Origin of the sequence: Streptomyces sp. NBC_01717 (assembly GCF_036248255.1) — a bacterium.
In the GTDB taxonomy this organism is placed as follows: domain Bacteria; phylum Actinomycetota; class Actinomycetes; order Streptomycetales; family Streptomycetaceae; genus Streptomyces.
This window is the reverse complement of sequence record NZ_CP109178.1, coordinates 849,609-865,747: the sequence shown is the minus strand read 5'-3', so window position 1 is coordinate 865,747 and position 16,139 is coordinate 849,609. Positions and strand designations below refer to the sequence as shown.

The following is a 16,139-nucleotide window of genomic DNA, read 5'->3' as shown; positions in this document are numbered from 1 at the left end:
CAACCGCCATGGCAGACCTGGACAGCCAGATTCCCTACTGGGACGCTGCCGCGGCCACGAAGACGTTCACACACCCGCTCCACCTACCTTGGCTAGGCGGAATCAACAGGCACGCGGCAATCCTCGACTACGGGTGCGGCTACGGCCGCACCCTGCAAGATCTCGAACATCAGGGCTTCGACAACCTCACGGGCGTGGACACTTCGCCAGGAATGATCGAACGGGCGCGTCTCCTCCACCCCGCCATGCGCTTCACCGTCCTGGACGAGCCACCGCTCTCGCCGTACCCGGATGCAGCCTTCGACATGGCCGTGCTCTTCGCCGTGCTGACCTGCATCCCTACCGAAGAAGCTCAGCACCGACTGATCACTGAGCTTCATCGGGTCCTCAAGCCCGGCGGAACCCTGTACGTCAGCGACTTCTTGCTGCAGAACGACGAACGCAACCGCATTCGCTACGACCGCTGTGCCACCCACTACGACAACTACGGCGTTTTCGAAACCGACGACGGCGCGGTATTCCGCCACCACCCCCGCTCGTGGTTCCCCACCCTGCTCTCTGATTTCGAAGCCCGCGGCTCCCGGCACATCACGGTCAATACCATGAGCGGGCACGAGTCAACGGGGATCCAGCTCCTCGTCCGTAAGTAGCCGCCGAGTTGGTGACAAGCGGTCGCATATGAGGGCTGACAAGCTCCTGCCCGTTCAAGATTTGATGGGCAGGAGCTGGACCAGGCCAACCCAGTTCTCCTCGTCCGCCTTGGTGTGGGTGGCACGGACCTTCCAGCGGCCGGCGGGCAGCGGGACTGATGCCTGGGCGGGCATTCCGCCGCCGGGATACTCGATGTCCAGCTCGGCGCCTGCTTCGGCAGAGTCCATGAGCGTGGCTGGACCGTCCGACACCCATGTGCCGCACTCCTCCCACTGAGTGGCCGCATCTGCGAGGACAGCCCTGGCCGCAGCTTTCAGCTCGGCTTCGGAGTCGGCGGCAAGCCACCGTAGGAAGGCTCGGTGCTCGTGTAGAAAGCAGCTGGTAGCGGGCTCGTCCGCCAGCACCAGTGCCTGCGCACCGTTGTCTCCGACGGAGATCACACCGGCCAGATCATCCACCGCGCAGGCCCGGTCGTAGTCGTCTGGAGTGGTGGCGTCTCCCGCCAGGAACCCGGTCTCCGTACCCCCACGCCATGCAGCCAACGCGGAGACGGGGACGACGATCAAAGGCCCGCCCATCGACTCCACCCAAACAGGAGAGATGTGGGACGCATCGGCTGCAGTAGACGAAGAGATGCTCATGCCGTCAGGGTGCCCGTGCCCACTGACAACGCCCGCGGCGGCCTAGTAACGCCATGCAGGAACGGGCCCGGGCCTATGGCGATCCACAGTTACGGGACAGCCCTTAGGAGGAGAACCCGGGCCACCACCGAACCTTGATCTTTGTGCCGGGCGAAACCTTTTGCATCCGGGCGGCTGGATGACGCACCGGTTCGGCGCACTGCCTGCGGCTTTCAGCCGGTCGGGGTGAGCGTCATGCTGAGAGGGCCGATGGTGGCCGACCATTGCTTACCGCGCGACGTCGCACTGTCTGCTTCGTCGAGCATCCGGGCGCGCAGGAGCCGCGCGCACTGGCCGAGCCGATCGGACTCAAATGGGGGCAGGTCCGCGCGCTCCTGGATCCGCATCACTGACGTGTCCAGCCAGTACACAGCTTCTTGCACGTCGCTCACGGTCTGCCCTGCCGCCCCAGAGAAGGGGCCTTCAATCGACCATTCCATGCGTAGCGCCATGACTCGACCGTAACGGCTGTCTGTCCCATAATTCCTGATGGATCTGCGCGCGGCGTCGGATGAGGTGCATCGCCAGGCGGAGGGTGTCCTCGTGCGGGGCGTATGCGGGCGTTCCGACAACGCTGCGAGGTTCCGTACCTGTCGTCGTGCGCCTGCCAGGGATTACGGGACAGCTAGAGCCTGTCTCTCAGATCCGGCCGTGAGATCGTCGTGCTCATGATCGAGTCCTGGGTGATCGATGGCGGCGTCACCGTCCCCGTGTTGTCCGAGATGGTGCTGCAGACTCTCCGAGCGAGGATCGCCGACGGGCTGCTTGAAACGTGGCTGACCAGTTCTTCTGGTCGGTCGTTGGCGTTCGTGACCAATACCGAGCGCGCGATGGTGGTGTTGCTCGAAGGGGAGGGCGATCCCGGCGAGCACGCCGTGGACCCGGGAGCCGACGGGTCCAGCGAGGGATTCGTCCTCTCTGACGGGCAGCATGACGAGTATCCGGACGAGGACACCGTGCCGCTTGAGGAAGCGTTCAGGATCGTCGACCACATCGTCAGCAAGGGGTCCTGGCCGCCGAACGCGCGCTGGGTGGTTGATCGGTGACCGAGCAGGCCAGCGCGGATCCAGATAAGGATGGCGGCAAGGTGGAGTGCGGCCTGGTAGGCGATGGCGAGCTCGTCCGTTCGCATGGCCAGGCCGCGCCACTGCTTGAGACGGTTGATGCATCGTTCGACAGTGTTGCGTTGCTTGTATGCCTCGGCATCGAAGTTGGGCGGGCGACCTCCTTCACGGCCTCTCCGGAGATGGTGGCGGATCTGATTTCCCGCTCCGTTTCGCTCGACCGCGTACATCTCTTCGGGCTCCGTTCGGGCGCTCTCACGGCCCCAAACGGGCAGCGATCTGATCCGCAGGCTCCCGATCCACCCGCGTGAGCAGCGTCTATGGTCTTGGCGGAACGGGCATGAACGGGCGCAGTCGGTGTAGCGAAGAGCCTGGTGGCAGTGGGTCTCTTGCTTGTACAAACGACGCATGAGCCCGAACGGGTGCTCATCCGCATGGAGCAGGGAAGTGTGTCGTGGACACAGACGAACGCCGACGAGAAATCCTTCAGATCGCTCGCCGTGACGGCTCAGTGGAAGTCGCTGCGCTGGCCGTGAAACTCAGCGTGGCCAAGGAGACCGTCCGGCGCGACCTGCACACCTTGGAGGAGCACGGTCTGGTGCGGCGCACTCATGGTGGCGCCTACCCCGTCGAGAGCGCGGGGTTCGAGAGCACACTCGCGGTCCGGACGACCCGTCTCGTACCCCAGAAGTCTCGGATCGCGGCAGCCGCCGCCGGTCTCCTCGGCGACGCGGAAACCGTTTTCGTCGACGAGGGCTTCACCCCCCAGCTGATCGCTGAGGCGCTGCCCCTGGACCGGGCCCTGACCGTGGTCACCGCGTCCCTCACCGTGGCGACCGCACTCGCCGACGCGGAGAAGATCGCGGTACTCCTGCTCGGCGGCCGGGTGCGCGGATCCACGATGGCGACGGTCGACCACTGGACCACCCGCATGCTCTCCGAGTTCGTCATCGACCTCGCGTACGTGGGAGCGAACGGCATCTCCCGTGAATACGGCCTGACCACCCCGGACCCGGCCGTGAGCGAGGTGAAGGCCCAAGCCATGCGCAGCGCGCGGCGCAGGGTCTTCGTCGGAATCCATACCAAGTTCGGTGCGGTGAGCTTCTGCCGCTTCGCCGAGGTCGGCGACTTCGAGACCATCGTCACCGACGCGGGTCTGCCCTCGGCAGAAGCGCAGCGTTACTCACTCCTCGGACCGCAGGTCATCCGCGTCTGAATGTGATCCACCCCCTTGTGTGCTCTCCGTATCTCCCCAGGACGGCTGGGCGGCGGGAGCGGCACGTCTTTCTCAACCCCTCCGCGACAAATGATCAGGAGAAAACTCATGCCTCTTCAGCTACGACGGCGTGGTCTGTACGTGCGTGTGGGCGCGGGCGTCGCCCTGACGGCGCTGCTCGCGGGATGCAGCGGCGCGGGCGGCGCCTCCTCCTCCGGCGGAGGTGGCGACACCCTCAACGTCCTCATGGTGAACAACCCGCAGATGATCGAGCTGCAGAAGCTCACGGCTGCAAACTTCACCAAGGACACCGGCATCAAGGTGAACTTCACCGTCCTGCCGGAGAACGACGTCCGCGACAAGATCACCCAGGACTTCTCCAACCAGGCCGGCCAGTACGACGTCGCCACCATCAGCAACTACGAAGTGCCGTTCTACGCGAAGAACGGCTGGCTGCACCCCCTCGACGACTACGTCGCCAAGGACAAGGCGTTCAATCAGGGCGACATCCTCAAGCCGTTGCAGGAATCCCTCACGGCGGAGGACGGCAAGCTCTACGCCGAACCGTTCTACGGCGAGTCGTCCTTCCTGATGTACCGCAAGGACGTATTCGCGGACAAGAACCTCACGATGCCCGCCAAGCCCACCTGGGACCAGGTCGCCGACCTCGCTGCCAAGGCGGACGGTGCCAAGCCCGGGATGAAGGGCATCTGTCTGCGCGGTCTCCCGGGTTGGGGCGAGGTCATCGCGCCGCTGACCACGGTGGTCAACACGATGGGCGGTACCTGGTTCGACAAGGACTGGAATGCCAAGCTCGGGACCCCCGAGTTCAAGAAGGCCACGCAGTTCTACGTCGACTTGGTGCGTGAGCACGGTGAGGCGGGTGCCCCGCAGTCCGGCTTTGCCGAGTGCCTCAACGGCATGACGCAGTCCAAGACAGCCATGTGGTACGACGCGACCTCCGGCGCCGGATCGCTGGAGGCCTCGAACTCCCCGGTCAAGGGCAAGATCGGCTACGTGCCTGCGCCCGTCGACAAGACGGACAGTTCCGGCTGGCTCTACACCTGGGCATGGGGAATGCAGAAAGCCTCGGCCAAGACCGAGAGCGCGTGGAAGTTCATCTCGTGGGCGTCCAGTGAGAAGTACGAGAACCTCGTCGGCAGCAAGATCGGCTGGGCCAACGTGCCCGCCGGCAAGCGCGCCTCGACCTACACGAACGCGGACTACCTGAAGGACGCCTCGGCCTTCGCCGACGTCACCAAGAAGGCCATTTCCAGCGCGAACCCGAGTAACCCGGGCACCCAGCCGCGGCCGACGATCGGCATCCAGTTCGTCGGCATCCCGGAGTTCACGGACCTGGGTACCAAGGTCTCGCAGGAGATCAGCTCGGCCATCGCGGGCAAGCAGTCGGTGGACGACGCCCTCAAGACCTCGCAGGCGCTCGCCGAGAAGGTCGGCAAGGAGCAGAAGTGAGTACCTCTCTCAGTAGCCCGTCAGTGTCCCCGGCCGGCGCGTCGCCCCCCACAGCGACGCGGCGCGCCGGCCGGGGGCCCTCCCGCAGGGTACGCAACTGGGCCACTCGTGCCCCCCTCCTGCCTGCGCTGGTCTTCCTGATCGCGGTCACCCAACTTCCCTTCGTGGCGACGCTGTTCATTTCGCTCTTCGACTGGAACTCGCTCGCTCCCGACAAGCGGGCGTTCTCCGGACTGTCCAACTACGGCTCCGTGTTCAGCGACGCCGACCTGCGCGAGTCGGTGTTCACCACGGTGCTGCTCACGGTGAGCGTGGTGATCGTCAGCGTCGTGCTCGGGCTGCTCCTCGCCCTGCTGCTCGACCGCAGGTTCATGGGCCGCGGCTTCGTACGCACCCTGTTCATCACGCCGTTCCTGCTGGTCCCCGTCTCCGCGGCACTGCTGTGGAAGCACGTTCTCTACAACCCCGAGTACGGCCTGCTGAACGGCGCGTGGGCGTGGGTCACCGGCCTGTTCGGCGACGGCAGTCCGGCCCAGCCCGACTGGATCTCCGACATGCCGCTGCTCGCGGTGGAGGCCGCGCTGGTCTGGCAGTGGACGCCCTTCATGATGCTCATCCTGCTCGCCGGGCTGCAGAGCCGGCCCATGGACATGATGGAGGCGGCCCGTCTCGACGGCGCCAACGCCTGGCAGATGTTCGCCTTCCTGACCCTGCCGCATCTGCGCAGGTACCTGGAGCTGGGCATCCTGCTCGGCTCGATCTACATCGTGCAGAACTTCGACGCGGTGTTCACCATCACCGCGGGGGGCCTCGGCACCGCCAACCTCCCGTACACCGTCTATCAGACCTTCTACCAGGCTCATGAATACGGACTGGCGTCCGCGGCCGGAGTGGTTGTCGTGATCGGCACAATCGTGATCGCGACGTTCGCCCTGCGTGTGGTCTCGTCCCTCTTCACTGAGGAGGCAGGCCGCTCATGAGCACTCCGACCGCCACCGACGCCCCCAAGGCCGCTCCCGCGACCCGGCATGCCGCTCCCGTCGAGCGCCGTGCCAGGCGCCGCTCAGCCTCGCTCGGCCTGCTGGCTTGGGTCGTCGGCATCGTCTTCTGCCTCCCGGCGATCTGGATGCTGCTGACCTCCTTCCACTCGGAGCCCGACGCGGCGACCAATCCGCCGTCGCTCACTGCGCCGCTCACGCTCGACAGCTACCGGGCGTTCTTCGGCACGGGAAGCGGCGCGAGCCCCTGGCCGCCGCTGATCAACTCCCTCACGTCTTCCGTGTTCTCCACGCTGTTCGTGCTGGTGCTCGCGCTACCGGCCGCGTACGCGCTGTCCATCAAGCGAGTGGAGAAGTGGACGGACGTGATGTTCTTCTTCCTCTCCACGAAAATGCTGCCGGTCGTCGCCGGACTGCTGCCGGTGTACCTATTCGCGAAGAACATCGGCATGCTGGACAACGTCTGGCTGCTCGTCATCCTCTACACCTCGATGAATCTGCCGATCGCGGTCTGGATGATGCAGTCCTTCCTCGCCGATGTGCCGGTCTCGATCATCGAGGCGGCACAGGTCGACGGCGCCAGGCTGCCGACCATCCTCACCAGGGTTGTCGCGCCGATCGCCGCCCCCGGCATCGCCGCCACCGCACTGATCTGTTTCATCTTCAGCTGGAACGAGCTGCTCTTCGCCCGCGTGCTCACCGGGGTGACGGCGCAGACAGCGCCCGTCTTCCTGACCGGGTTCGTGACCAGCCAGGGACTCTTCCTCGCCCAGCTGTGCGCGGCGTCCGCCGTCGTGTCCCTGCCGGTGCTCGCCGCCGGCTTCGCCGCCCAGGACAAGCTTGTTCAGGGCCTTTCTCTTGGAGCTGTGAAATGAGGGCAGCGATCGTCGAGGCCGTCGGCAAAGTGTCTGTGACGACGGTTCCCGATCCGACCCCGGGCCCCCGTGACGTCGTCGTCCGGGTCGCGGCATGCGGGCTGTGCGGTACCGATCTGCACATCCTCCAGGGCGAGTTCGCGCCGACCCTGCCGATCATCCCCGGCCATGAGTTCGCCGGTGAGATCGTGGGACTGGGCACCGACGTCAACGAGTTGGCCCTGGGCGACCTGGTCGCCGTCGATCCCTCGCTGTACTGCCACGAGTGTCACTACTGCCGTATCGGCCGTGGCAACCTGTGCGAGCGCTGGAATGCGATCGGCGTCAGCAAGCCCGGCGGAGCCGCGGAGTACGCCGTCGCACCCGTCGCGAACTGCGTCAAGCTCCCCGGGCACATCGATGTGAAGGACGCGGCACTGATCGAGCCGCTGTCCTGCGCGGTGCGCGGCTACGACGTGCTCAGCAGCACGCTCGGCGCCCAGGTGCTGATCTACGGCTCGGGCACCATGGGTCTGATGATGCTCGAACTCGCCAAGCACACCGGCGCCGCCGGCGTCGATGTCCTCGACATCAACGCGGAGCGGCTCAAGACCGCGGCGCAGCTGGGTTGTTCACGCTCCGCCGCCTCGGCGGACGAGCTGGAGACCGAACGGGGGTGGGACGTCGTCATCGACGCCACCGGCAACGCGGGAGCAATCCAGGACGGTCTCGGCCGGGTCGCCAAGGGCGGAACGTTCCTGCAGTTCGGAGTCGCCGACTATGCGACGACCGCCGTCATCGAGCCGTACAAGATCTACAACCAGGAGATCACCATCACCGGCTCCATGGCGGTACTGCACAGCTACGAACGCGCCGCCGCGCTCTTCGCCACCGGCCTGCTCGACCCCTCGGTCTTCATCAGCGACCGGATGTCACTGGAGCAGTACCCCGAGGCGCTGCAGAAGTTCAAGGCGGGCCAGGGGCGCAAGATCGTGGTCGAGCCGTGACAGGAGGCCCCGGCGCCGTCCTGGTGATGGGAGAGGCTCTCATCGACCTGGTGCCGTCCGCACAGGACCCGCGCACGCACCTGGCCCAGCCAGGAGGCGCGCCGGCCAATGTCGCGGCCGGTCTGGCCGGACTGGGCACTCCCAGCTGGTACGCCGGGGCCCTCGGCGGTGACGGTTTCGCCCGTACGATCGAGGAGAGGCTGGTCTCGGCAGGCGCCGAACTCGGCCTGTGTGCACGCTCCCCGCTGCCCACCGCGCTCGCGGTCGCTGACCCGGGCCCGGGGGGCACGGGTTATCACTTCCATCTGCAGGACACGGCCACCTTCCGGATTCAGGACCGCAGTTCGGAGGTGGGCCGGTTCGGCGCGGTGTACGTGGGCGGTCTCGCCGCGGTCGTGGAACCGGCCGCCGAGGCCGTGGCGGCGACCGCACGAGCGGGCGCCGGGCAGTCGGTACTCGTCGTGGACCCCAACGTCCGCGAGGACCGCACGCTCGATCCCGAGGCCGGCGCCGAGCGGCTGCGGGAACTGTGCGCCTTGGCACACGTCGTCAAGGCGAGCGACGAGGATCTGGTCCACCTCTGGCCGGACACCGATCCCGATGAGACGTGCCGGACCCTGGCCGGGGAGGGCCGGCTCGTGGTGCTGACCCGCGGCGCGCGCGGCAGCACGGCCTACACCAGGTCGGGTGAACCGGTGTCCGTGCCGGCGGTCCCGGTCGACGTGGTCAACACCATCGGCGCCGGCGACGCCTTCATGGCCGGCGTACTGAGCTGGCTCGTCGGCAGCGGAGCCCATCGCGCGGGCGGTGCCTCGGCTCTGCCGAGGGAGCGGGCGGAGGCGATGCTGCGCTTCGCCTCCCAGGTGGCCGCCTCGGTCGTGGCCCAGTCCGGCACGCAACCCTCGGTGCCCAACCGGGCCTGAGACGCGGCGCCGCCCACACGTCGGAGCCACCGCCCTTCTCCGGACAGGGCGGTGGCTCCGGCATGCGAGATGTCCCGGTCAGGCGGCCTTGCTGCTCCGTGTCGCCGCCGCGCGGATGGCGTCGGCGTAACGGTGACCGCTGCCCTTGACGGTGCGGACCTGCGTCTCGTAGTCGACGTGGACCAGACCGAACCGCTTCCCGTAGCCGTAGGCCCACTCGAAGTCATCCATCAGGGACCAGGCGAAGCCCAGGTTGACCTTCCCGTACTCGGTGTTGTCGGGAGATGGACAGGTTCGGGGACGGTCCTGCAGTAGCCGGGGGAACCCGCCGCGGGTAGCACGGGTCTCGACGGCGTGCCGCACGTTCTCCGGCACACCGGAGGCCGGACGCCGGGGGAGCGGGGACACCAGGTGCTTCCTCCCAAAGGGTGAGTGGGTCAGCCACTTCGCGCCGCGTGCCGACGGGGGCGCCCGGGGGGTGTCCGAACACGCACCGATGGGCGCGACCGGGATTTTGACACGACCTTGACAAATTATGGCGCCGTTGCCAGCATGCAAAACTCTCGCGAGATTTCGCAATCCGTTGATGCTTCATCGAAACACTCCGCCAAAACGGTGCCACCGCAAGCCATGGGTGACGGGACATCACCCGAATACGCAGGCTTCGCCACCAGTGAGACGGCAGCGTGCTTTCGCGTGCCCGCATGCCTGACTCACGCCCCCCACCAGGTCAGGAAGGAAGCTCCATGTCTGGACCGTCAGCACTGTCAGGGCCGCCGAAACGGAGGCGGACATGGTCGAGATGGCTCTCCGTTCTCTCGCTGATCGTCGCGGGCGGTGCCGTCACCGGCCCCGCGGCCGGTGCCCCCGTCCCCGATTCCGCCGCCATGGCGCCCGCCGCCCCCGTGGCCATTCCGGCGGGCGACTACCAGCAAGTACAACTGGCCCTCGGGCCAGCCGAGTTAGGCGAGGCGATGTCGCTCGCGGTGCTGCCGGACCGCGCGGTCGTACATACCGCCCGCGACGGCACGGTCCGTTTCACGGACGCTGCGGGCAACACCAAGACGGCCGGGAAGCTCGACGTCTACACCCATGACGAGGAAGGGCTCCAGGGCATAGCGGCAGACCCCGGCTTCGCCTCCAACCGCTATCTCTACCTGTACTACTCACCGAAGCTGAACACCCCGGCAGGCGACGCCCCGGTCACCGGCTCCGCCGCCTCCTTCGAGCCGTGGAAGGGTCATCTCAATCTCTCTCGGTTCACCCTGAAGACCGATGGCACCCTCGACATGGCCAGCGAGAAGATCGTCCTCGAAGTGCCCAACGACCGAGGTCAGTGCTGCCATGTCGGCGGGGACATCGACTTCGACGCCGCCGGGAACCTCTATCTGACCACCGGTGACGACACCAACCCGTTCGAGTCGAGCGGCTACTCGCCGATCGACGAACGGACCGACCGGAACCCGCAGTTCGACGCCCAGCGCTCCTCCGGCAACACCAACGACCTGCGCGGCAAGGTCCTCAGGATCAAGCCCACGGCCGCCGGCGGCTACACCGTCCCGGCCGGTAACCTCTTCGCCTCCGGTACGGCGCAGACCCGCCCCGAGATCTACGCGATGGGCTTCCGCAACCCCTTCCGGATGTCGGTCGACAAGGCCACCGGCATCGTCTACCTCGGTGACTACGGACCCGACGCCGGGGGCACCGACGGGGGCGGGCGCGGACCCGCCGGCCAGGTCGAGTTCAACCGCATCACCGGACCCGGCAACTACGGCTGGCCGTACTGCACCGGTACGAACACCGCTACCGAGACCTACGGTGAGTACACCTTCCCGAGCGGGCCCACCGGGGCGAAGTACAACTGCGCCGGCGGCCCGGCCAACAACTCCTTCCGTAATACCGGTCAGGCCACGCTGCCCCCGGCCAAGCCGAGCTGGATCAGGTACGGCGGCGACGCCGGATCCCCGCCCGAGTTCGGCGGCGGCTCGGAATCGCCCATGGGCGGACCGGTCTACCGCTACGACGCGAACCTGAACTCGAATGTGAAGTTCCCGCAGTCCCTCGACGGCCGCTTCTTCGCCGGTGAGTACGGCCGGAAGTGGATCAAGGCCATCGAGGTGAAGGCCGACGGCACCCCCGGCGTCATCGATGCCTTCCCCTGGACCGGCACCCAGGTCATGGACCAGGCATTCGGCCCGGACGGCGCGCTGTACGTCCTCGACTACGGCACCGGTGCCAGTAACCAGGCCCTCTATCGCGTCGAGTACGTCGGCGGCAGCAACCGCAATCCGGTCGCCGTCGCGGCGGCGGACAAGACCTCGGGGCCGACCCCGCTCACCGTCGCGTTCTCCTCGGCGGGCAGCTCCGACCCCGAGGGCAAAGCCCTCACCTACTCCTGGGACTTCGGCGACGGCTCCACGTCCACCGCGGCCAACCCGTCGCACACCTACACCACCACGGGGACCTTCCGACCGACCCTGACGGTCAGGGACCCGGAGGGGCTCACCGGCACAGCGAGCCTGGTGGTGACGGCGGGCAACACGGCGCCGACCGTCAATCTCACCGGCCCCAAGGACGGTGAGCTGTTCTCCTTCGGCGACACCGTGCCCTTCTCGGTCACCGTCAGCGACCCCGAGGACGGGGCCATCGACTGCGCCAAGGTCAAGGTCACCTATCTCCTGGGCCATGACGAGCACCGTCACGCGATCACCTCGAAGAGCGGCTGCACCGGTACGATCGCCGTGCCGACCGACGGTGAGCACGACAGCGCCGCCAACCTCTACGGTGTCTTCGACGCCGAGTACACCGACGGCGCCGGACTGACCACGCACAGCGTCCGTGTCCTCCAGCCCCGCCACCGGCAGGCCGAACACTTCTCGGCCCAGTCCGGCATCCAGGTGGCCGCTCACGGCCCCGCCGAGGGCGGCAACACGGTCGGCTTCACCGACAACGGCGACTGGATCTCCTTCAAGCCCTACGCGGTGGGCAACACGAACAAGATCACGGCCCGGGTTGCCTCCGGCGGCGTCGGCGGCACGATCGAGGTACGCACCGGATCGGCCACCGGCACCCTGCTCGGCACCATGACCGTACCGGTGACCGGCGGCTGGGAGACCTTCACCGACGTCTCCGCCAACCTGGCAAACGCGCCCGCCGGGACAACGGAGTTGTTCCTCGTCTTCAAGGGCCCCACGGGACAGGGCAACCTCTTCGACGTGGACGCCTTCACCTTCACCACCGGCAGCGGTGCCACCGGCCAGACGGTGGAGGGGGAGTCGTACACCTCGTCCCAGGGCGTCCAGATCGCCGACCACGCCCCGGCCGGCGGCGGCAAGACGCTCGGCTTCATCGAGAACGGTGACTGGGCGGGGTACGCGTCCGTTCCCACGGCCGGGATCAAGACCTTCAGCGCGAAGGTCTCCTCGGGCGGCGCGGGAGGCACCATCCAGATCCGATCAGGATCGGCGACCGGCGCCCTGCTCGGCTCCGTCGCCGTCCAGCCCACCGGCGGCTGGGAGACCTTCACCACCGTCTCCACCGCCCTGACCGGCACCGCCGCCTCCGGAGCGCTGTTCCTCTCCTTCACCGGCGGCGCGGGCTCCCTGTTCGACATCGACACCCTCACCCTCACCAAGTGAAGGGCGGGAAAGGGACCGTGATGTTACATCAGACCCCACACCGACCGTCCGCCGGCCGACGCCGAATACCATCGGCTCTGGCCTCGGCCCTCGTGGCCGCCCTCGCCCTCATCGGGGCGTTCCTGACACCGGCCGTCAACGCACAGGCCGCCGACCCCGCCTACAAGGTGCTCGTCTTCTCCAAGACGGCGGGCTTCCGCCACGACTCCATTCCGGCCGGTACCCAGGCCATCCGCGATATCGGCGCGGCCAACAACTTCACCGTCACGGCCACCGAGGACGGCGCCGCCTTCACCCCGGCCAATCTGGCCGGCTTCAAGGCGGTGGTGTTCCTCTCCACCACCGGCGACGTACTCAACGCCGCCCAGCAGTCCGCCCTCCAAGCGTATGTCGACGGAGGCGGCGGCTACTTCGGCATCCACGCGGCGGCCGACACCGAGTACAACTGGCCGCAGTACGAGCAACTCGTCGGCGCCTGGTTCAAGAGCCACCCGGCGATCCAGCCGGCCACGCTGAAGACCGAGGACCGGGCCCACGCGGCCACGGCCCACCTCGGCCAGACCTGGTCCAGGACCGACGAGTGGTACAACTACCGGACCAATCCGCGGGCCAACGTGCGCGTGCTGCAGAGTCTCGACGAAAGCAGCTACAGCGGCGGGGAGATGAGCGGCGACCACCCCATCACCTGGTGCCACGCCCAGGGCAGCGGCCGGTCGTTCTACACCGGTCTCGGCCACACCACCGAGTCGTACGCCGACCCCGCCTTCCGCTCCCTGCTCCTCGGCGGAATCCGGTACGCGGCGGGCTTCGCCAAGGCCGACTGCCGGGCGGAGAGCGGCTACACCCCGCTCTACAACGGCTCGACGACCGGCTGGTCGCAGGCCGGCCCAGGCAGTTTCACCGACACCGACGCCACCCTCTCCTCGCAGGGCGGCATGGGGCTCTTCTGGTACCGCGCGAAGGAGTACAACGGGTACTCCCTCAAGCTCGACTGGAAGATGCAGGGAGACGACAACTCCGGTGTCTTCGTGGGCTTCCCCGCCTCCGACGACCCCAACTCGGCGGTGAACCAAGGGTACGAGATCCAGATCGACGCCACCGACGCCGCCGACAGAACCACGGGTGCGGTCTACGGCTTCAAGTCTGCCGACATCGCCGCCCGGGACGCCGCGCTCAACTCGCCGGGGGAGTGGAACGGATACGAGATCCGGGTGGAGGGGGAGCGGCTCCAGGTCTTCCTCAACGGTGTGAAGATCAATGACTTCACCAACACCGACCCCGCCCGGTCCCTGGCAGAGGGCTACATCGGCATCCAGAACCACGGCACCGGCGACGACGTGTCCTTCCGCAACATCCGGATCAAGGAACTCGGCGGCACCGGCACGACACCGTCGACCTTCGAGGGCGAGTCGTACACCTCGTCCTCCGGGGTGCAGCCCGCCGACCATGTCTCCGCCAGCGGCGGCAGGACCCTCGGCTATATCGAGAACGGCGACTGGGCCGGCTACTCACAGGCCTCGCTCACCGGGACCAAGACGTTCACCGCGAAGGTCTCCTCGGGCGGTTCGGGCGGCACCGTCCAGGTACGCTCCGGATCAGCCACCGGACCGGTGCTCGGCTCACTGGCCGTACCGAACACCGGCGGCTGGGAGAACTTCCGGACCGTCTCCACCGCGCTGACCGGCACCCCGACCGGACCGGTCTTCCTCACCTTCTCCGGCGGGGCCGGCTCCCTCTTCGACATCGACACCTTCACCCTGGAGAAGCAGGCGGTGACCGCCGCCCTGTCGTCCAATGTGCATCTCTTCTACTACCCGTGGTACGGCAGCCCGGTGAAGAACGGCAGCTACCGCCACTGGCAGCAGGGCGGCCGCACCCCGCCGCAGGACATCGGCGCCGACCTCTACCCGAAGCTGGGGGCCTACGACTCCGGTGACTTCGCCGGAGCCGTCGACCAGCACATGCGGTGGGTCAAGCAGTCGGGCGCTGGTGTCATCGTCTACAGCTGGTGGGGGAGGGGCGGTTACGAGGACACCCTCGCCAAGGGCGTGCTGGACGCCGCCCAGCAGCAGGGCGTCAAGGTGGCCTGGCACATCGAGCCGTACGCGGGGCGCACCGCGGCCTCCGTCGTCTCCGACATCCAGTACCTCAACTCCACCTACGGCAGCCATCCCGCCTACTACCGCGACGCCGAACACAACAACCGCCCCGCCTTCTACATCTTCGAGAGCCTGAGGATCACGGACTGGGCCGCCCTCGACCAGGTCACCCAGAACAACACTGTCCTGGCTCAGACCACCGACACCTCCAAGATCGCGCACTTCTCGGGGCTCTACACCTACGACGGCATCGCGGGCGCCACCGCCCCCGGCTGGAAGCAGGCCGGCGACTACGCCAAGGCCAACGGTCTGATCTGGGCGCCCTCGGTGGCACCCGGCTATATCGACGACCGCGCGGTACCGGGCAACACCACACCCACACTCGGCCGGGACAACGGCGCCACCTACGACAAGGAGTGGAACAACGCGCTCGACCCGGCCATCGGCGGATCGCCCACCTGGGTCTCCGTCACCTCCTTCAACGAGTGGCACGAGGGCAGTTCGATCGAGCCCGCCGCCGCCAACCCGCCCGCCGGTTTCGGCTACCAGACCTTCTCCGGCGCGTACGGGAAGACCGGGACCGAGGCGGAGACGGTCTATCTCGACCGTACGAAGTACTGGGTGGGCCAGTTCGACGCACGGCGTGTGCGCTGATGCCGTGACCAGTTGATATCCCACGCGGGGACCGCCCGAGCGGTCCCACAGGAGGGGCCCCGGCTTACCGCCGGGGCCCGTTCGGATCGGCGGTATCCCTTGCACGAGAGGGATCAGGGCCTGGCTGTCGTGAAGGTTCGCCCCCGAGATTGAGCGCGTGAGCGCAGGGTGGGGCAAGGAGTGGACACCAATCGGTGAGGAGGGAGCTTGGCTTGTCGGGCCCGGCTCTGTTGGTGAGGGTGAGGCCGCGGGCCGGTGGGTTGATCGGTCGGCGAGTATTGATCGCTTCTGAGCCTGCTGGTTAGGTTGGCTGGCATGACCGACCACAGAGCCGACCACAGAGCCCTCGCCTGGCCACCTGCCCCGATCAAGACGGAGCGGCTGGTACTCCGCGAGTCCGAGGCCCGGGACCGCGTGGCGGTCATCGAGCTGAACGCCTCGCCGGAGGTGGGCACTTACCTCGGTGGCCCTCGACCGCGTGCCGAGCTCGAACGCACGGTGCCCGAGGTACCCGGGCGGCGCCCTGGCTTCTTCGTGGTCGAGCTCGACGGAGCGACGATCGGCACAATCCAGCTCGACCCGCAAGATCCCGAGCGTCCAGGTAACCGCCTGGAGGCCGGGGAGACCGAGCTCGGCTACCTGTTCCTGCCGGAGGCGTGGGGACGCGGGTACGCCACCGAGGCGTGCGCAGCGGCACTCGACTGGTTCGCCGGCGCGCTTCCCGGTGAGCCGGTGGTGCTCTACACCCAGACCGCCAACGCCCGCTCGATGCGCCTCGCGGCGAAGCTCGGGTTCACCGAGCTGGAGCGATTCGAGGCGTACGGCGCCGAGCAGTGGTTCGGCGTGTGGTCTTCGGTCACGCCGCCCGCTTGAGCTCTTGCT

The 16,139-nt window shown here is 67.5% G+C and carries 13 protein-coding genes and 2 pseudogenes; 11 read left to right on the top strand and 4 right to left on the bottom strand.

The window, feature by feature from the left end:
- Positions 1–8 precede the first annotated feature (8 nt).
- Complete coding sequence (locus OHB49_RS04220) at positions 9–650, top strand: class I SAM-dependent methyltransferase (protein WP_329158010.1); 642 nt, start codon at positions 9–11, stop codon at positions 648–650.
- Positions 651–704: 54 nt separating this feature from the next.
- Here the strand turns inward: OHB49_RS04220 and OHB49_RS04215 are convergent, their stop codons facing one another.
- Both OHB49_RS04215 and OHB49_RS04210 read right to left on the bottom strand, forming a co-directional pair.
- A complete protein-coding gene (locus OHB49_RS04215) occupies positions 705–1,292 on the bottom strand; it encodes an Imm21 family immunity protein (protein WP_329158008.1) in 588 nt (195 codons plus the stop codon).
- 212 nt (positions 1,293–1,504) lie between these two features.
- Entirely contained in the window at positions 1,505–1,783 is a 279-nt protein-coding gene (locus tag OHB49_RS04210; RefSeq protein ID WP_329158006.1) for a hypothetical protein, read from the bottom strand.
- A gap of 216 nt (positions 1,784–1,999) precedes the next feature.
- Between OHB49_RS04210 and OHB49_RS04205 the strand changes: the two genes are divergently transcribed.
- On the top strand, positions 2,000–2,377 hold the full coding sequence (locus OHB49_RS04205) for a hypothetical protein (RefSeq protein ID WP_329158004.1): 378 nt from the start codon (positions 2,000–2,002) through the stop codon (positions 2,375–2,377).
- A 14-nt stretch (positions 2,378–2,391) separates the two neighbouring features.
- On the opposite strand, the pseudogene OHB49_RS04200 reads toward OHB49_RS04205, so the two are convergent.
- Positions 2,392–2,583 (bottom strand): annotated as a pseudogene (locus tag OHB49_RS04200) (transposase); the annotation flags it as partial.
- Between the two features lie 266 nt (positions 2,584–2,849).
- Here OHB49_RS04200 and OHB49_RS04195 point away from each other — a divergent pair.
- The 6 genes from OHB49_RS04195 (at position 2,850) to OHB49_RS04170 (ending at position 8,866) form a co-directional block, all read left to right on the top strand.
- Positions 2,850–3,611 (top strand): DeoR/GlpR family DNA-binding transcription regulator, encoded by a 762-nt coding sequence (locus tag OHB49_RS04195; RefSeq protein WP_313940801.1) that lies wholly within the window; start codon positions 2,850–2,852, stop codon positions 3,609–3,611.
- Positions 3,612–3,719: 108 nt separating this feature from the next.
- Entirely contained in the window at positions 3,720–5,084 is a 1,365-nt protein-coding gene (locus OHB49_RS04190) for an ABC transporter substrate-binding protein (RefSeq protein WP_329158001.1), read from the top strand.
- Positions 5,081–6,064: a carbohydrate ABC transporter permease gene (locus OHB49_RS04185; RefSeq protein WP_329158000.1), complete on the top strand. Its 984-nt coding sequence runs from the start codon at positions 5,081–5,083 to the stop codon at positions 6,062–6,064. Before OHB49_RS04190 ends, OHB49_RS04185 begins: the two co-directional genes overlap by 4 nt.
- Positions 6,061–6,957 (top strand): carbohydrate ABC transporter permease, encoded by an 897-nt coding sequence (locus OHB49_RS04180; RefSeq protein ID WP_329157999.1) that lies wholly within the window; start codon positions 6,061–6,063, stop codon positions 6,955–6,957. Before OHB49_RS04185 ends, OHB49_RS04180 begins: the two co-directional genes overlap by 4 nt.
- Entirely contained in the window at positions 6,954–7,943 is a 990-nt protein-coding gene (locus OHB49_RS04175; RefSeq protein ID WP_329157998.1) for a zinc-dependent alcohol dehydrogenase family protein, read from the top strand. The genes OHB49_RS04180 and OHB49_RS04175 overlap by 4 nt, the downstream gene beginning before the upstream one ends.
- Positions 7,940–8,866, top strand: a complete 927-nt coding sequence (locus tag OHB49_RS04170) for a PfkB family carbohydrate kinase (protein WP_329157996.1) — start codon at positions 7,940–7,942, stop codon at positions 8,864–8,866. The genes OHB49_RS04175 and OHB49_RS04170 overlap by 4 nt, the downstream gene beginning before the upstream one ends.
- A 78-nt stretch (positions 8,867–8,944) precedes the next feature.
- Here OHB49_RS04170 and OHB49_RS04165 read toward each other — a convergent pair.
- Positions 8,945–9,112 (bottom strand): annotated as a pseudogene (locus tag OHB49_RS04165) (family 1 glycosylhydrolase); the annotation flags it as partial.
- A gap of 500 nt (positions 9,113–9,612) precedes the next feature.
- Between OHB49_RS04165 and OHB49_RS04160 the strand changes: the two are divergent.
- The 3 genes from OHB49_RS04160 (at position 9,613) to OHB49_RS04150 (ending at position 16,130) form a co-directional block, all read left to right on the top strand.
- Entirely contained in the window at positions 9,613–12,504 is a 2,892-nt protein-coding gene (locus tag OHB49_RS04160) for a carbohydrate-binding protein (RefSeq protein ID WP_329157995.1), read from the top strand.
- Between the two features lie 92 nt (positions 12,505–12,596).
- Entirely contained in the window at positions 12,597–15,257 is a 2,661-nt protein-coding gene (locus OHB49_RS04155; RefSeq protein ID WP_443079487.1) for a ThuA domain-containing protein, read from the top strand.
- Positions 15,258–15,572: 315 nt separating this feature from the next.
- Positions 15,573–16,130 carry a GNAT family N-acetyltransferase gene (locus OHB49_RS04150; RefSeq protein ID WP_329157992.1) on the top strand — a complete coding sequence of 186 codons (558 nt, stop codon included), beginning with the start codon at positions 15,573–15,575 and terminating at the stop codon, positions 16,128–16,130.
- The last annotated feature ends 9 nt before the right edge of the window (positions 16,131–16,139 follow it).